This is a genomic window from Microcoleus sp. B13-B6 (assembly GCF_036705405.1).
In the GTDB taxonomy this organism is placed as follows: domain Bacteria; phylum Cyanobacteriota; class Cyanobacteriia; order Cyanobacteriales; family Microcoleaceae; genus Microcoleus.
Window position 1 is genome coordinate 36,906 of the sequence record NZ_JAUBUJ010000022.1, and the last position, 16,712, is coordinate 53,617.

Below are 16,712 nucleotides of genomic sequence, written 5' to 3' on the forward strand. Positions count from 1 at the left end.
GGAGTTGTCGGAGTTGTCGGAGTTGTCGGAGTTGTCGGAGTTGTCGGAGTTGTCGGAGTTGTCGGAGTTGTCGGAGTTGTCGGAGTGAAAACCGAGGGAATGACACTACGAGGCAGGTTGCCGACGTTTTGGAAGTCGCCGCTCTCAGGCAAGTAAAAGTCTTCAATGGTCAAATCAAGTCTTGATTCTAGCTTGCCGTCGGCGTTGAGGTCGATCAGCAAATTGTTACCTATTCTGTCCATCCCGTTCTGCCCGTCTGCGGGGAGGGTGTTTGTCAGGGTGGCGTTGTTGAGGATTAAATTATTGGCGACACCACCAATATTTTTAATTTTGCTGCCTCTGGCTGTCCTGGCATCGAGGATGTAAGTAGTGTCTCCCGTGCTTCCCACTAGGGAGTCGCTACCGGGGATGAGGGTGTCGTCGCCATCAAAGCTGAAGCCGATGAGGGTGTCGCCGCTACCGGAGGCGACGAGGGTGTCGTTGCCGCGGCCGCCCCAGAGGGTGTTGGCTACTTCGTTGCCGACTATTGAGTCATCTCCTGCGCCAGCAAAGGCATTTTCGATGATGCTGCCGTCGGCGATGGTGAGGGTTTGAGCAACGAGTTTGTCGCCTGTAACTGTGCGGCCTGGTAGCCTACTTTCTCCTTTGGGCGCTAGGTCGATAATAACGTTGTCAGTGATGGCGGCAACGTTGATGATGTCGTTGCCTTTGTTTTCGGGGTCGGTGAGAGTTGCGCGATTGCTCTGATTTGGTTCTTTAATGGTACTCGCGAACTCGTTGGTATAGATGTAGGTGTTGTCGTCAATTAACTCGTCGCCGTACAGCCGTAAAGTTGCGCCTTTGAGTACGCCGGTATTTTTGCCGCTGGTGTCATTTTGACCGGTATTTTGGGGGTCGTTTTTATCGCTATTATCGGAAATGTTCAGCGTCCAATCGCCAAGGCCGGTTTCTCCCCAGTGGCGGGCGCTGCTGAAGGTGTAGTTAACGGTTGTGCCTTTGAAACCGTTGTCTTCTATTTTAGGGGCCTTGGTGTAGTAAGGGACACGATCGAGAATTATACTCTCGGTCTTATCGGGAGATGTCAGCTTGACTACTAAGTCTTGAAATTGACCGTGCTCGATATCCAAATCTAGTTCGATTTTGTCGATGTTGATGCCTGAACCGAACTTGAATATTCCAGTAATACCTTTGGAATCATTGTTGGGAATGTTTAACGGTGTTTTCTGATTTTCTGGCAGGGTCAAATTGGCAAGTTGAGATTCCTCAGTTTCCGCAGTTGCTGCTTTATCTTTGGCAGGTCCAGATCGAAATTGCCAAGTTTCAGCCAAACGCACTGCTGCTGTGGCATCGACTAATCCGAAGCCGTAGTCGTGATTGACGTGGAGCCCGCCGCCGTTCCAGTTTTTAGCGCCGTTAAATTTCCACGTGTCTTTACCGATGATTTGGTCAGCCTTGTCGTTATTCGGGTCATTTTTGCGGGCGGAGTAAGCGAGAATTTCCTGAACATCGCGGTAGCCGAGTTTGGGATTGGCTTGCAGGATTAAGGCTGCAACGCCGGAAACCATTGGCGCCGCTGCTGACGTGCCGTTAAACTGGTGGGTGTAGTTAATATTTTGAAAATTCGGCTCTTCCTCTGGGTTTTCGCCCTTCTCGCCCATACGATCGACGGTAGCGATACTGGCGGGTCGGTCGCCGAAGGCTGAGACTAAGAGTGGTGCACCCGGATTGCTGTATGGGGCAACAACTCCTTTATTGTCGATCGCTGCTACACCAATTACATAGCGGCTGTTCTCGTAATTGCCTGAGTTGAGATTTCTCCCCCGCTTTCCTGCTCCTTGCAGAGTGTCGTCTGGGTTAACGTGTTCACGCTCGTTTCCCCCGGACCAGGCAAATACTGTGCCCAACCCCCCGCGGCCGTTAGTGACTGCGTTTTCGATCGCTTTGCCGGGAGCGGGGTTCTCTTGGAAATTGCCGTCAATCAATTGAAAGTGGGTGTCACCACCCCAGCTATTGTTGGAAACGTCGAAATCTACTTGGCTTTGCAGGCTAGCGGTATCAGTGTTCTTCTGGAAACTCTTGATGCTCGCTACTCCGTAAGCAACGCCGACGGTGCCGACTTTATTTCTTTTTGCTGCAATAATGCCAGCTACAGGGGTGCCATGATTATTATTATCTGTCGCGTTCAAACCTGTGGCTGGTGGCAGGTCTTCGTGCTGAAGATCGACACCATCATCGACGACACCTACTTTGATGCCTTTGCCAGTATAGAACGGCCACAAAGGCAGTACATTCAGGTCAATACCGGGAGTGCCTGCGGCGGCAATATTATTTACTTTCTGTCCGGTGTTGAGCAGCCACCACTGATCTTGAAATAGGGGCTCTTTTTTTAAGTCTTTCAGCAATTCGGATGTATCAGTCATAACAAGGCTCTCTTGATAATTTTCTTAACTGCTTCTGAAAGCGATCGGGTCTGAGGAGAAGGCGATCGCATTTGCAATTAGATGAGATCGCCTTGTCCCCGCATCCCCCATAAGATAGATTTTATCCTATATCTGTGGCGATAGCTAAATTAATTCCCAGGAAATAAAATTTTCCTGTTACAGTTCACAAATATCCAACTGCATATAGAACCCAAGCGATCGCGGGTTGAGTTTCGCTATCTCTCTCTATTATCTCTGTCGGCGGCTGTTTGTAGAAGTCGGAAAAGTCGGATCTTCCAGTCGGATAAGTCGGAAAAGTCGGATCTTTGGCGATGAGAGCGGTTGAGGGTTGACTTTTGAGGGGTGTTGTGTAACAGGAATTGAATAGGGCAAAAGGGCGAAAGAATCCTCAGCAAAGTGAGTCTCAACAAATCAGGGAAGTAGTTCTTCCGTACTTGTTATGGTAAATGGACTGCTGTGAGATATTCGACTGCTAGGAGCGATCGCAAGATATCAAATGGGTTCTATAGTGCGTCTAAATCATTTGTAACAATATGTAGGGGTAGTGCTACCCCTACTCCCCGTGCCTACCCCTACCTTGGGGCAACCACGGGGGGATTGCCCCTACAAGAATTACACAAATGATTTAGGTTAGCTATATAAACCTATAGAATTAATCTGCGTTAATCTGCGTGAACCTCCGGTTAAAAATTAGTTATATTTTGCCAAGTCGAAGGATTTTTCGCTAAAGTGCGATCGAGCAGACAATTCTCAGGTCATCTACGCTATTTATGCCGTACATAACTATCCCTAAACAATTTAGGGAACCTTCCAGGGTCATCAAATCTCAACTTTTTTTACGACCAAAACGCCTAGCCATTTTTGAAGCTTGTCTGATCGGTTTAATTTCAGGACTCGCGGGGGTTTTGCTAAAGTCAGGAGTCGGATGGCTGGGCAGTTGGCGAGTTGCTACCTCGACATTAATCCCAGCTTGGATATTACTGCCCGCCGTCGGTTTATTCGGCGGGTTGCTGACAGGTTTCTTGGTTGAGCGTTTTGCTCCCGAAACTGCCGGCAGCGGCATTCCTCACGTCAAAGCTGCTCTCGGCGGCGTCAATCTTTCCTTAGATTTGCGAGTAGCTGTCGCCAAACTTCTGACGACTATTTTAGCAGTTGGTTCCGGTTTAACTTTAGGGAGGCAAGGCCCCACTGTGCAAATAGGAGCATCTTTGGCCGGCTGGATAGGTCACTTGATGCCTACTTCCCCAGACTACCGCCGACAATTGATTGCTTGCGGTGCTGCGGCAGGATTGGCTGCTGGTTTCAATGCTCCAATTGCAGGAGTTTTGTTTGTAGTTGAAGAACTCCTGCACGATGTTTCGGGATTGACTTTAGGGACTGCTATTATCGCTTCATTTATCGGTGCAGTTGTATCGCAGCTTTTGGGCGGTGATAGTTTAAATTTGAACCTTCGCGAGTACCAAAGCAGTTTTGAGGCTCAGGAAATTCCCTTCTACATAGTGCTAGGAATTTTAGCGGGATTGCTGGGAGCTTTGTTCACTAAAGGGATTATTGCTAGCTTGCAATTTAACAGGCGATCGCTCAAATTAGCTTTGCCCGTGCGAGTGGCTCTAGCTGGTATTATTTGCGGTTCAGTAATAGCTTTTCTCCCAGAAACTTTTCGCAACAATACGGGTTTGCGGGAGTTTCTGCTGACGGGTGAAGCAAGTGGCATAACGAGTTTAATTGCTTTTATAGCACACTTTTTTCTAACAATTATATCCGCTGCTTCTGGGGCTCCGGGAGGATTGTTTTCGCCTTCCCTAGTTATGGGTTCTGCACTCGGTCACATGGTGGGCATTGTGCAGGCAGATGTCCTGGGTATCGGTTCGCCAGTAACTTACGCTTTGGCGGGAATGGGAGCGTTTTTTTGCGCGGTTACTAGAGCGCCGATTACTGCGGTAGTAATTGTGTTTGAAATTACGGCGGATTTCAAATTAGTGCTGCCTTTGATGATCTGTTCTGTAGTTGCTTATTTAGTCGCGGAAAAGGTAGAAAGTGGCTCGCTGTACACTCGCCTTTTGGAGTTTAACGGCATTCAACTGACAAAGGCAAAAGCTGCGAGCAATACTTTGAGCGACTTGCACGCAGATGACGTGATGCAGCGCCGAGTTGAAACTCTTTCGAGTCTGCTGACTTTTGATGAAGTGATGCAGGCTTTTTCGCGATCGCACCACCGAGGATTTCCAGTAGTTGAAGATGGCAAATTAGTCGGAATTGTCAGTCAAACCGATTTGGCAAATGCCAGCGAGCGCAATTTGTCCGGCAACTCGCTGCTTAAAGAATTTATGACTGTACAGCCGATCGCAGTCAAAGCAAGGGATACTTTAAGCGAGGTATTGTACAGGCTCAACAACTACAATATCAGCCGTTTGCCAGTCGTAGAAGGTCGGCGTTTGGTGGGAATTATTACCCGCAGCGACATTATCCGAGTTGAATCCGATCGTCTCAGCGGAGAAACAACCCAGGGCCCGCATCCAGAACCTTCCTATGTTGTCTATCAAACCAGGGCTCCGCAAGTCGGAAACGGCCGCTTATTAGTGCCGCTTTCCAACCCCCAAACAGCACCCGCTTTGCTGAGGCTGGCGGCGGCGATCGCGCGCGATCGCAATTACGAATTAGAATGCCTGCAAATCATCATAGTACCGCGCAACAGTTCCCCCTCAGAAAGCGCAGTGCGGACAACCAAAAGCCGCCGCCTGCTACAACAAGCCGAGCGAATAATTCGCAATTGGAACTTGCCGGTACACACCCAAATACGGGTAGCTCACGACGTGCCTAACGCGATTTTGGAGACAATAAAGGAGCGACATATCGATTCAATTTTGATGGGCTGGCAAGGCGAATTTTCCACAAAAGGACGCATTTTTGGCGATGTTGTGGATACCGTAATTCGGCAAGCAGGCTGCGAGGTGATTTTGGTGAAGTGGAGCGAAAAACTATTAGCAACACGCAAGAAAAATGAGTTTTCCCCCACTTTCAGCGGGCGGAAATATACGTCTATAGAATGGGAGTTAAATCCCGAAAAAGTTGACGGCGCAGATAATCCCGCATTGGCGAGATCCTCAGATTCATCAGCAACTCCAGAGACTGAACTTTCCCCGCCGAATTCAGACATTCCAGGGCCAGAATTGGGACTGCACACGCTGATGGGTTTGCACCGCTGGTTGGTGCCTATTCGCGGCAGTTACAAGCAAGCTGCGGCTTTGCGGCTGCTACCTGCTTTGGTGGCTGCGAGTGCTGTACCGGAGATTAAATTGTGTCAGGTTCACCAGCCTTCTGTTGCAGAACCCGATCGCGGAGAATTAAAGCAAGCGGCGGAGTTTATCAAGCGCCGGGTTAGCTGTTCGATAATAGCGACTTCGGTTTGCGCTAAATCGGTTTCTGATGCTTTAATTGATTTGGCTCAGAACGATCAGTGCGATGCGATCGTCCTGGGAGCAAGCCGCGAAGGGCTGCTGAAGCAGGTGATTCACGGGAATATCCCGGAAGCTGTGGCGCGCGGGTGCGACTGTACAGTCATTTTAGTGCGATCGGCCTCTTAGCTAACCAGACGGGAATCCCCCTTCTTCCTGACATCTGTTAAATCTCACATCTTGCACCATTCTCAAGAACAGGCAAGATGCCTGTTCCACAAGAAAATTCACTCTTTGTGGAACAGGCATCTTGCCTGTTCATAAAAAGCTTATTGAGAATGGTGCAACATCTCAGTTAAATCTGACATCTTGCAGCAATATCAATAAGAGGATTTTTCGTGGGGTCGGGCGGGTTTATAGAACCTATTTGCAAGCTTTAAGGCTGTTGGCGAACCCGCCCCTACGGCTAATTGAGAATGGTGCAAGATATCTGTTAAATGCGTTGGCGAATTTCCTTCTTTTTATGGTAGCCAAAAATCGGGAATGAAAGTTTTAGTCAAAGTGCGAGTCAACTGATTAATCTTTCTCCCGATTTGAATGTGCGGTTCGTCAGCTTCCACGGGAATAATTGCCGCTTTGTTTCCGATTCCGAAACGCGAAATTACCAAATTTGCCGCCTCCAAACCCGTAACATAAGCCTTTTCCTGCGACCAAGAACCGTGGCGGGTCACAACCCAATCGCCGCTCATCAATACATTATCATAACTTGTTACCGCAGGCAACAAATACTGATAGCTGCCAGGGGCAAAATGCGTCACAGCCCGCGACAGCCGAATCGCGCTGCTGTCTATTACTTTTGCCTCCCGAAAAGCGGGGATGCAAGTCGCTAAATCCCGCTGAACTAAGGAAACAATTTCCTCATCTTTTAGGGGAATTAATTGATTTGCGTGATAAAAGTCAGCTTCGACAACTGTTCCCGGTTCGTCGCGAAATTCGTCGTGCAAAGCATTCAAATCAAAAAACGTCCAACCTGTAGTTGAACTAAATCCAAAACAGGCATTAGAAGGCAGCGGAATGTCAATTTTTCGGTCAAACCACAGGCGAACAGCTAACACGTCCACTGCACCCAAATTCATCGCGTCCCGAAACTCTTGGCGGCTTTGCAAAGCTGGGCTACTGCTGATAATTTTTTGCATTCCCGTGACGCCAACTGCAAAAATAACTGCATCTGCCTCGAAGGTTTCTTCGCCGCAAACAACGCCTGTGGCTCGGTTGTTGCTGTCAACTGTTAAATCAGTAACTCGCTGCTTTGTCAATACTTTTGCACCTAGTTTTTCAATGCGCTCCACCCACGGGCGAAATATTTTTTCTCCGACTGTTCCGCGACACCAAACTACATCAAAATCCGGTTGGTGTGCTAATATGAAATAATAAAGCATTCCCAAAGCTGCGGCGGCAGAACATTGTTCTCCTGGTGCAAATAAACCTACTAATAACATAGGCTCAAAAGCATCGCGGTACAGTCTTGCAGAAACGCCAAACTGTTTGAAGAGTTCGCGGGCTGTGACGCGATCGTACCTGCGCCAAGCTTCGTCGGAATTGTCGAAATCTAGGACGGCGTAGAGTAAGGGTAAGGCGGAAAGCCGATCGACTAATGGCAGCCTTTTAAATCTGGTGTAAAGAAAGGTTCCTAACGGTGTGGGAAGTCGAGGTTCGTCCTGAAAAATCGGCGATTCTACTTCCAATCCTGCAGGTGAATACTGACAAGAACGAGTCCAAGGCGTGAAGGGAGCGAGTCCTAATTCCTTGACTAGGGAAAAGATGTTTTTGTAGGGATACCAGAAGCCATGAATGCCTGCTTCTACGGAACGCCCGCCGGCAGTTTTCCACCCTGCAACTAAGCCACCCGGATAAGGGCCTGCTTCTAGGAGGGTGACATCATAGCCTTGCTGGGCTAGGTGATAGGTGGCGCCTAAACCGGCCCATCCTGCACCGACGACGGCTATTTTTGGGGTTGACGATTTTGCTGACATTGCGTACCTCTTGATAATTTATTAATGATGACATAATTCATAAAATGCGGATTTGATATAAAATGTGTTGAATTATGTGCTAAATTTGGCTTGAGTGAATAATGAGTGTCAAAAACCGCCAGCAAACTAACCTGTTGCTGCTCTTATTTCCCGGTACCGCATGGCTGATGGTTTTCTTCATTTTGCCGGTGATAATTGTACTGTTGTACAGTTTCTTAGAGCGCGGTACTTACGGCGGCGTTACTTGGATATTTACTCTTAGCAACTACCAGCGTTTGTTCAGTGGACTTTTCTTAGGAGTAATTGGGCGATCGCTCTGGCTGGCTTTTCTAACAACTGCCGCTTGCTTGTTAGTTGGCTATCCCCTGGCATTCTTCATCGCCACCCGTTCTCCTCGCTGGCGAAATGCTTTGCTTTTGCTGGTAATTATTCCATTTTGGACTAACTTTTTAGTGAGAACCTACGCCTGGATCATACTCCTGCGTAGCGAAGGAGTAGTTAACACAGCCCTGCAAAGCTTGCAAATTATTAGCGAACCGTTAAATTTGCTTTTTACGCCTTTCGCTGTGGCGATCGGTCTTATTTACGGCTATTTACCTTTCATGGTTCTGCCTTTATATTCTAGCATAGAACGCTTCAATTTTTCATTGGTAGAAGCCGCTCAAGATTTAGGGGCAAATGATATTCGCACTTTCTGGCGCGTATTTTTACCATTAACAACTCGCGGTATTGTTGCAGGATCGATTTTAGTTTTTGTTCCCGCAGTCGGCGCTTTCATCACACCGGATATATTGGGCGGATCTAAAACAGTTATGGTGGGAAATTTGATTCAAAATCAGTTTATGAAAGCCCGCGACTGGCCTTTTGGATCGGCGCTTTCTATGCTGTTGACGGTAATCATATTGATTCCGGTGTTAATTTACTTCCGCGTGTCTGACGAAACTCAATAGTAAGGTGCGAAATGGGCATCTTAAGCTGTTGGGCATCTAAATTGTATTTTTTGGGCGGGCGAGACGCCCAACCCCTACTCCCCACAAGACTTTTCTTAAATTTGACTCTACAATTTAAATGCACTTCAGCTTACTTGGATTTTAGCTAAAGAAATCCACCTACCAACTCAATTTGCTGCAATTGAGACAAAATATCGGCTTCCAAGTCTTTCAGACGTTTAGTTTCAGCTTGGATGTCAATTTCTCGCGATTGTTTTTGAGCGAGCAAACTATCTAACTCGGCTTTGCGAGAATTGATATCAGCATTCACGCGATCGCACACCTGTTCTTCGTAAGTCTCAAAACATTTCCTGACTGCTTCATAAATATATTGCGACTGTTCTTCAGCAATTTGTGGCAGATATTTGACAAACTCTGTCTTAGTCGCAGAAATGAACTGTTGGCGAACATACTCCGCTTGCAATGCTACAACACCTGTAACTACCAGAATTCCACCCAAAACAGAAAGAGTTAAAGAGGCAAAAACTACACCGATAATATTTAGCACCAGCGTCACCATGACACAAGCCAAGACACTCTGCCAAAACATATTGAAAGAATGGATACCTCTGTTGAGGTTGTCGGGAATCGAGGAAAACATATCTATTGCCACCTCAGCCCAAGTCGAGTTTTCTTCATGCTTGTAGCTATGCCCGACGGCGTAGAATCGATAGCCTAACAGCTTCTTATTCATAGCCTCTACTACTCGTTCATATTCAATTCGAGAATCGGCTGCTTTTTCCTCGAGTTCAGAGAAAGCAGAGGCTATCTTCTGTTTGGCAATGAATTCCCAAGCAGCGAGGCGATCGTTCATATATCGCTCGAAAGCACGTTTGAATGAGGTATAGAACATTGCCCGGTTGTTTTTGTCGAGAAATTGCATGAAATCTAAATCGGGCTGAGTGCTTAAAAAATCCTTTTCAAAGGTGTTCTCTAAATCCAGGATATAGGTACGGAAAGAATCGCCTATTTCTTGGGAAGTTCGCTCGCGAACAGTTCTAATTTCTTGCTGGAATTTATTACCAATTTCAGACAAAATTGCGAAGTCCGACTGAATCGAATCAATTTTCTGTTTCAATTGATCGACAGTTTCATCTAACAAAGGAATGCGGCGGGAGATTGCTGCTTGAAAGCGATTGCAAGCTTGAAGGGCGATCGCTCTTGCTTGTTCCCGTTCAGCAGCAGCTCGTTCCCCAGTCAGAAAATGATTGAGAGCCGCCAGAAACTCGACAAAGCCAGTGCCTTCTAAAGTAGCTTCTGAGTTTTTCAAACGACTACGCAAGGCATTGAGAGCAGAAATCTCAAAAACTCGATCCTGATAAATATCCCGGCCCCGATCCTGACAATATTCACTCAGATTAGTCTGGAAAACTCGACGCAGTTTGTCCTCGGCTACTTGCAGTGCCTCAGTGTCTTCTGGATCGACAAGTCCCTCTCGAATTCTATCCCAAGAATTGACTATGAAGAAGATAGTTAAACCTCGGTCTTTCAGGTAATTCTGGAGATAGCGACGTTCCTCCAATGTGCAAGGTTGAGACGCACTCAACACAAAAAGTATGGCGTGACAGTTGTAGATATAGTCGAGAGTAAGCTGGTTTCGCGCTTCCGTATCATTCAGTCCCGGGCTGTCCACAAATTCGATACCTTTGGCTAGCAGCGGTAGCGGATGTTCTACCACCGCATGACTGATATCTGGAAAAGCTAGCTCTTTGCCCCGCTCTAGAATTTTTGCTTCTTCTGGATCAATTGTATAGCGCTGCTTAAACTGCTGAAAATCTATTTCCTCTGGTTGTTTGCTATCGTTATAGTAAATCGTCGCTTTCTCTGCTGTACCGTATTTCAGCACTGTTAACAAAGCAGTACAGGGAGTGACATCACTGGGCAGTAAATTCTGCCCTAGCAAAGCATTGAGAAATGTACTTTTTCCCCGCTTCATATCCCCTAATACTAAAAACCGAAAGACTCCTTGGCGCAAATTTTCACTTTGCTGGATGAGACGTTCAATCTCTTTAGAGAGTCCTAGTTTTCCCGATGTATTTTCTGCTTGTGATTCAGCTAGGGTGAGATTTTGGGCGAGATCCTCCAACAAAGCTGCTATCTCGTTGCGAACTCTGACAAGGCGATCCAAGCTATGGAGCCAACCAGCCGCTTTTTCTTGACTGCTCATGGGTCTTCCCTCGAGTAAGGTCTAATTCGATCTTATCACCTTGACAGATCTAAATTTAGGGTAAGATGCGCTAATGACTAATGACTAATGACTAATGACTAAAACAAAACTAGATTTACTCGTGCGGGCGATCGGCAAAAAGTGGCTTTGGGTACAAGCTGCACTAGCATTTGCCTTTCTTTACTTGCCAATTCTCATCTTAATTATTTACTCCTTTAACGCCTCTAGATTCAATGCCGTTTGGCGTGGCTTTACCCTTGACTGGTACCGCAGTTTGTTTAGCAATGCAGGCGCGACGATTGCTACGAGTAGCAGCGCCGGAATCTTGACTGCACTCAACAACAGCTTGCTAATTGCAGCTATTTCGACTGTGTTAGCGACAATTTTTGGTACAATGCTCGCGCTAGCACTGGAACGCTTTCATTTCCCAGGGCGCAAAGCAGTAGAAGCTTTACTGTTTTTGCCTATTATTATGCCCGAAATTACGATCGGCATTTCGCTGCTAGTTTTCTTTACCCTAGTATTTCGGATCGTAGAAAATCTCACGGGAATTCGCCTCAATCTCGGCTTACCTACCGTAATTATCGGTCACATTGTCTTTAATATTTCCTTTGTGACTATTACTGTCAGGGCGCGTTTGGCGGAACTAGATCCTCAATTAGAACAAGCAGCTTTTGACTTAGGCGCTAACGAATGGCGGGCGTTTTGGCGCATCACTCTCCCTCTGATTTGGCCCGCAATTTTCAGCGCTGCACTGCTGGCTTTTACTCTGTCCCTGGACGATTTTGTCGTGACATTTTTTACCACAGGTGTCGGTTCGATGACGCTGCCATTATTTGTTTATGGCATGATAAAATTTGCAGTTACGCCAGCGATTAATGCCATTTCAACTTTGATGTTGTTGGCTTCCTTGTTGCTGGTTGTATCATCGTTAAAAGTTCAGAAAAGTTAAAAAAATTGCTTTCTGTGTCATAATTATTGTCGTCTGCAACTAACACAACCTATGAAACGCCTGCTGACTTTCCTACTTTTGTTTGTGATGAGCGCAACGGTGGCTTTCGGCTGTAGCCCCACAGGTGGCAACCAACAAGTGCTCAGCATTTACAATTATGCCAGTTATATAGCCCCAGAAGCGATCGCCCAATTCGAGAAAGAGAACAATGTTAAAATTCAATACGACACTTTCGAGAACAGCGACGCACTCTATGCCAAACTCAAACAGGGAAACCCCGGTTACGACTTAATATTTCCCGCCGATTACATGGTGAAAATCATGATCGCAGAAAATCTAATTGAGCCGCTGAATTTAAACAATATTCCCAACCAAAAGAACCTAGAACCTAAGTTTATCAATCAAGCTTTTGACCCTGGTAATAAATATTCCTTGCCCTACCAGTGGGGAACGATGGGAATTGGCTACAACGCGAAAATAATCCAGGGAGAAATTAACAGTTGGGCGGCGATGTTCGACCCAAAATATACCGGAAAAGTCGCGTGGCAAGACGATGCCCGATACACATTTGCAGGAGTTTTAATGTATTTAGGATTTGATCCAAATACCACCAATCCCGAAGAAATTAACAAAGCCCGCGATTTGCTGATTAAAAGTAAAAATATCATTGCAGCTTTTGTCCCCGACACCGGGCAAAATATGCTAGATCAAGGAGAAGTAAATTTGACAATGGAATGGAGTGGCGATATTTTCCAAGTGATGACAGAGAATCCTAATATCCGTTACGCTATTCCCAAAGAAGGAACAATCATTTTTTCTGACAACATGGCAATTCCCAAAGGTGCGCCCCAGAAAGAGTTAGCGGAAAAATTTATTAACTTTATTTTGCACCCAGAAGTCGGCGCCCAAATTTCCAATTTTACCCACTTCGGATCGCCCAACAAAGCAGCAATTGATCAAGGTTTAATCGACCCGAAAGATTTTAAAAATCCTCAAATTTACCCGTCGGCTGAGGTGTTTGCCAAAATGAAATTATTACAGGATGTCGGGAAAGCAACTGCATTGTACGATCGAGCTTGGACGGAAGTTAAAGCCGGGGCCGGAAAGTAGATATAACACAGGTTTGTGCCGGGGCGGGTTTACTTAAATTTTAAGTTTGCATTGGAGTTGCACCATCGTCAAGAACGGGCAAGATGCCCGTTCCACAAAACTTAATTTTATTGTGGAACGGGCATCTTGCCCGTTCCTAAACAATTAATTGAGAATGGTGCAAGATATCAGGACTCGATCTCAGATTTTTATTACTCACACATACTAACACAATGCACTCTGTCGAGGTTTTAGAAGTTTCCAAAGTATTTAAAAGTGTCCGCAGTCAAGATTTCCTGGCTGTAGATAACATCAACCTGCAAATTTACGATCGAGAATTCTTTTCTTTACTCGGCCCTTCCGGCTGCGGCAAAACTACAACTTTGCGAATGATAGCGGGTTTTGAAATTCCCACAGCGGGCGAAATTTACATTCACGGCCAACCGATGCAAAATCGCCCACCGTTTCACCGCCCAGTAAATACGGTATTTCAAAATTATGCTTTATTTCCGCACATGACAGTAGCACAAAATGCCGCTTTTGGGTTAGAAATGGAGAATTTGCCTCAGAAAACAATTCGCGATCGCGTTGCTGAAGCCTTAGCATTAGTACAGTTAACCGAGGTAGGAAAACGCTATCCCCGCCAACTGTCAGGAGGACAGCAGCAGCGAGTAGCACTAGCAAGAGCATTAGTCAAACAGCCGTCTGTTTTGCTGTTGGATGAACCTTTAGGAGCGCTGGATTTAAAATTGCGTAAAGAGATGCAATTAGAATTAAAAAAAATGCAGCGTAAATTAGGAATTACGTTTATTTATGTGACTCACGATCAGGAAGAAGCACTAACGATGTCGGACAGAATTGCAGTGATGGATGGAGGAAAACTGCAACAAGTCGGCACGCCAGTTGATATTTATGAATATCCTAAAACGCGGTTTGTTGCTGATTTTATTGGCGACAGCAATTTTTTAAGTGGTCGAGTAGTAGAAAAGCAAAACGGTAAAATAATCGTGTTGGTTGACCAGGAGTTGCCCGTGTTAGTTGCAACAACCGAAGATATCCCCCCTGGGAAAGTTGTTACCCTGGTGTTGCGGCCAGAAAAAGCTGCTATTTATCCGGCTAATTATGATGCTGAAAATAGCTGGCCCGCAATAGTAGAAGAGGCTATTTATATTGGCACTGATACGCGCTATACGGTGCGGTTGACTGATAAAAGTTCGATCGCCCTTCGCCGACAAAACTTGCACAGAGATGACTTGCAGCGACACCAAGTCGGCGACAGCGTTCGAGTGGCAGTGCCGCCGGAAAGTATCTGCATTTGTTGACACTCAAGCGGGCTGAAGCCACTGAGATTCTTTGGAAGATTGAGGGGCAGACTGAAGATGCGATTCCTTCCCGGTAGAAGATAATCTACTTCTTCCTTCTGCTTCCTCCTTCTTTCTGGGCGTCTTCGCGGTTCAATAATATAGACCGTATTGGTACTAAACTCGCGTTTGACTTTGCAAAATTTCCTCCAACAGCCGCTCTTGACTTTTAGCAGGTTCCTTGCAAGTCAAACACTCGCAAACTAACCCGATAATACCTTCAGGCAAATCAGCTTCAATCTGACAGACAGCAGTCGGATAATATTGCGAAATCAACCCCGAAATCTGGTCAGGTGACGTGCGAATCAGGGTAGAATGCTGATACCAGTCGATCGCCGAAAGTAGACTCGGACAAGCTTGCGGAGCATCTTGTACAATACTGCTGAAAGCTTGCAAACCTTGCTGCGCGCGATCGAGATATTCTAAATTAGGGCCCAACAGCGCGAGGCGAACCAAAGAGGCGATCGCAATTCCATTCGCCGCCGGAGTTGCATTGTCTATATAGCTGCGTTCCCGCACCAACAAATCTCCGCTAGCATCCTTAGCAGTATTGTAATATCCTCCCAATTCCACGCTCCACAAAAACTCATCAAACTCTTCTTGCACCTGCACAGCTTTCTCCAACCAAAACTGAGAATTCGGCAACTGTTTTGCCTCTTCCCCGTTGCCTAAAGTCAAACTCGCTTGATGCAAATCCAACAAAGCTTTCACAAACAAAGCATAATCTTCCGACTGCGCGGTTACAGCCGAGTGGCCGTCATAATTCAACCGCTGAAACCGCCCATCCGTCCACTGATTGTCTAAAATAAAATTAGCCGCTTTCACAGCTAATTCCAGATATTCCAAATTTCCAAAAACAGCCGCAGCACGGGCTAAACCCGAAATCATTAAGCTATTCCAAGCAGCAATCATTTTCGTGTCAGTAACTGCGGGAATTCTACCCGGCCAACTGTCGTTTTTAGCTTCTTGATTGTTGCGGGCTGGCGGAAAGGTTTTTACAGTATCGCGATTGCCGCCGTAGCGCACTTGAAAGAGTTTAGCCAAAGCCGTTTCTACCGTGTGGCTTAGTTTTCCCGGATGGCGGCGCTGCAATACATTCTTGCCTTCAAAATTGCCGTTGCGACTAACAGTAAACTGTGCTTTAATTTCCGCCAATTCCTCAGCAGTTAATAGTTGTTCCAGTTCGGCATAAGTCCAGACATAAAATGCTCCTTCTTCCGGTTCTGACCCCCCCGTTGCCCCCCCTTGGTAAGGGGGGGTTGAATTTTTTGCCCCCCCTTGGTAAGGGGGGGTTGGGGGGGTAAAGCTGTCCGCATCCTGTGCAGCATAAAAATAACCTGTCGGCGCAATCATTTCTCGCTTCAACCATTCTACTGTCCCCGCGATCGCAGTTTCAAAAGCGGGTTCTTGTATTCCCGCGCTCCACAAATTTGCTAAATACTCAACAATTTGACCGTTGTCGTAGAGCATTTTTTCAAAGTGTGGCACAGTCCAAGTCGCATCAACCGTATAGCGGTGAAATCCGCCTCCTACGTGGTCGTAAATGCCGCCCAATGCTAAGTCTAATCCGCGCTGAGTGCAGACTTGTTTGCTGTCGTATTTTGATTCAAAATTAAATCGCGTTCCCCGCAGTGCTAGCTCAGCATAAGGTATCATCGGAAAACTGGGGCCGGGGTTGCTGCCCGCGACAATTCCGGTGTTGAGTTCTAAGCCTTTTTGGAAGAGTTCGCGATTTAATTCGGCGGTCACTCCTGACAGCGCAGCCGACTGTTGGAGGTTGCCTAAAATCTCTGCTTTGAAGGCTTCTACTTTGCCTTTTTCTGTGTCGTAAAAGCGGCGAATTGCTTGCAAAACTTCTAAAAATCCCGGCCGTCCGTAGCGCGGTTCTACGGGGAAATAAGTGCCTCCGTAGAAGGGAACTCGCTCGTCTGGAGTGAGAAAAACGTTGAGCGGCCAACCGCCTTGACCGGTCATCATTTGCAAGGTTTGCATATAAATGCTGTCGATATCCGGGCGTTCTTCACGATCGACTTTTATCGGTAGAAAATGCGAATTCATGTATTGGGCGATCGCGCGATCGGAAAATGCTTCCCCTTCCATCACCGTGCACCAGTGGCAGCTAGAGTAGCCAATTGACAGAAAAATCGGTTTATTTTCGCTTCGGGCCGCTTCCAAAGCTTCGTCGCACCAGGGCCACCAGTCGATCGGATTTTCGGCGTGTTTCCGCAGGTAAAGGCTTTGGGATTGAGCAAGACGGTTGACCATAATCAAATATACTTTTACTC

The 16,712-nt window shown here is 46.6% G+C and carries 10 protein-coding genes; 6 read left to right on the top strand and 4 right to left on the bottom strand.

Annotated elements, in window-relative coordinates:
- A partial coding sequence (locus QUB35_RS12370; protein WP_333142185.1) for a S8 family serine peptidase occupies window positions 1-2,420 on the bottom strand: 2,420 nt, incomplete at its 3' end.
- A 791-nt stretch (window positions 2,421-3,211) separates the two neighbouring features.
- Here QUB35_RS12370 and QUB35_RS12375 point away from each other — a divergent pair.
- Window positions 3,212-6,025: a chloride channel protein gene (locus QUB35_RS12375; RefSeq protein ID WP_333142186.1), complete on the top strand. Its 2,814-nt coding sequence runs from the start codon at window positions 3,212-3,214 to the stop codon at window positions 6,023-6,025.
- A gap of 121 nt (window positions 6,026-6,146) precedes the next feature.
- Window positions 6,147-6,383: a hypothetical protein gene (locus QUB35_RS12380; RefSeq protein WP_333142187.1), complete on the top strand. Its 237-nt coding sequence runs from the start codon at window positions 6,147-6,149 to the stop codon at window positions 6,381-6,383.
- Here QUB35_RS12380 and QUB35_RS12385 read toward each other — a convergent pair.
- Entirely contained in the window at window positions 6,358-7,869 is a 1,512-nt protein-coding gene (locus tag QUB35_RS12385) for an FAD-dependent oxidoreductase (protein WP_333142188.1), read from the bottom strand. The genes QUB35_RS12380 and QUB35_RS12385 overlap by 26 nt on opposite strands.
- Window positions 7,870-7,970: 101 nt before the next feature.
- Here QUB35_RS12385 and QUB35_RS12390 point away from each other — a divergent pair, with 101 nt between their 5' ends.
- Window positions 7,971-8,819 carry an ABC transporter permease gene (locus QUB35_RS12390; protein WP_333142189.1) on the top strand — a complete coding sequence of 283 codons (849 nt, stop codon included), beginning with the start codon at window positions 7,971-7,973 and terminating at the stop codon, window positions 8,817-8,819.
- A 145-nt stretch (window positions 8,820-8,964) separates the two neighbouring features.
- Here QUB35_RS12390 and QUB35_RS12395 read toward each other — a convergent pair whose 3' ends face one another.
- Window positions 8,965-11,025 (bottom strand): dynamin family protein, encoded by a 2,061-nt coding sequence (locus QUB35_RS12395; RefSeq protein ID WP_333142190.1) that lies wholly within the window; start codon window positions 11,023-11,025, stop codon window positions 8,965-8,967.
- 94 nt (window positions 11,026-11,119) lie between these two features.
- Here QUB35_RS12395 and QUB35_RS12400 point away from each other — a divergent pair, with 94 nt between their 5' ends.
- The 3 genes from QUB35_RS12400 (at window position 11,120) to QUB35_RS12410 (ending at window position 14,388) form a co-directional block, all read left to right on the top strand.
- Window positions 11,120-11,977, top strand: coding sequence for an ABC transporter permease (locus QUB35_RS12400; protein ID WP_333107567.1), 858 nt, complete (start codon window positions 11,120-11,122; stop codon window positions 11,975-11,977).
- Window positions 11,978-12,028: 51 nt separating this feature from the next.
- Window positions 12,029-13,087, top strand: coding sequence for a spermidine/putrescine ABC transporter substrate-binding protein (locus tag QUB35_RS12405; RefSeq protein WP_333142191.1), 1,059 nt, complete (start codon window positions 12,029-12,031; stop codon window positions 13,085-13,087).
- Between the two features lie 212 nt (window positions 13,088-13,299).
- Window positions 13,300-14,388 (top strand): ABC transporter ATP-binding protein, encoded by a 1,089-nt coding sequence (locus tag QUB35_RS12410; RefSeq protein WP_333142192.1) that lies wholly within the window; start codon window positions 13,300-13,302, stop codon window positions 14,386-14,388.
- Window positions 14,389-14,544: 156 nt separating this feature from the next.
- Here the strand turns inward: QUB35_RS12410 and QUB35_RS12415 are convergent, their stop codons facing one another.
- A complete protein-coding gene (locus tag QUB35_RS12415) occupies window positions 14,545-16,692 on the bottom strand; it encodes a thioredoxin domain-containing protein (RefSeq protein ID WP_333142193.1) in 2,148 nt (715 codons plus the stop codon).
- Window positions 16,693-16,712: the final 20 nt, after the last annotated feature.

Excerpts from the sequence above, each read along its gene's own strand:
- QUB35_RS12375 (WP_333142186.1), top strand. The coding sequence starts at position 3,212 with ATGCCGTACATAACTATCCCTAAACAATTTAGGGAACCTTCCAGGGTC.
- QUB35_RS12385 (WP_333142188.1), bottom strand. The coding sequence starts at position 7,869 with ATGTCAGCAAAATCGTCAACCCCAAAAATAGCCGTCGTCGGTGCAGGA.
- QUB35_RS12390 (WP_333142189.1), top strand. The coding sequence starts at position 7,971 with ATGAGTGTCAAAAACCGCCAGCAAACTAACCTGTTGCTGCTCTTATTT.
- QUB35_RS12395 (WP_333142190.1), bottom strand. The coding sequence starts at position 11,025 with ATGAGCAGTCAAGAAAAAGCGGCTGGTTGGCTCCATAGCTTGGATCGC.
- QUB35_RS12400 (WP_333107567.1), top strand. The coding sequence starts at position 11,120 with ATGACTAAAACAAAACTAGATTTACTCGTGCGGGCGATCGGCAAAAAG.
- QUB35_RS12405 (WP_333142191.1), top strand. The coding sequence starts at position 12,029 with ATGAAACGCCTGCTGACTTTCCTACTTTTGTTTGTGATGAGCGCAACG.
- QUB35_RS12410 (WP_333142192.1), top strand. The coding sequence starts at position 13,300 with ATGCACTCTGTCGAGGTTTTAGAAGTTTCCAAAGTATTTAAAAGTGTC.
- QUB35_RS12415 (WP_333142193.1), bottom strand. The coding sequence starts at position 16,692 with ATGGTCAACCGTCTTGCTCAATCCCAAAGCCTTTACCTGCGGAAACAC.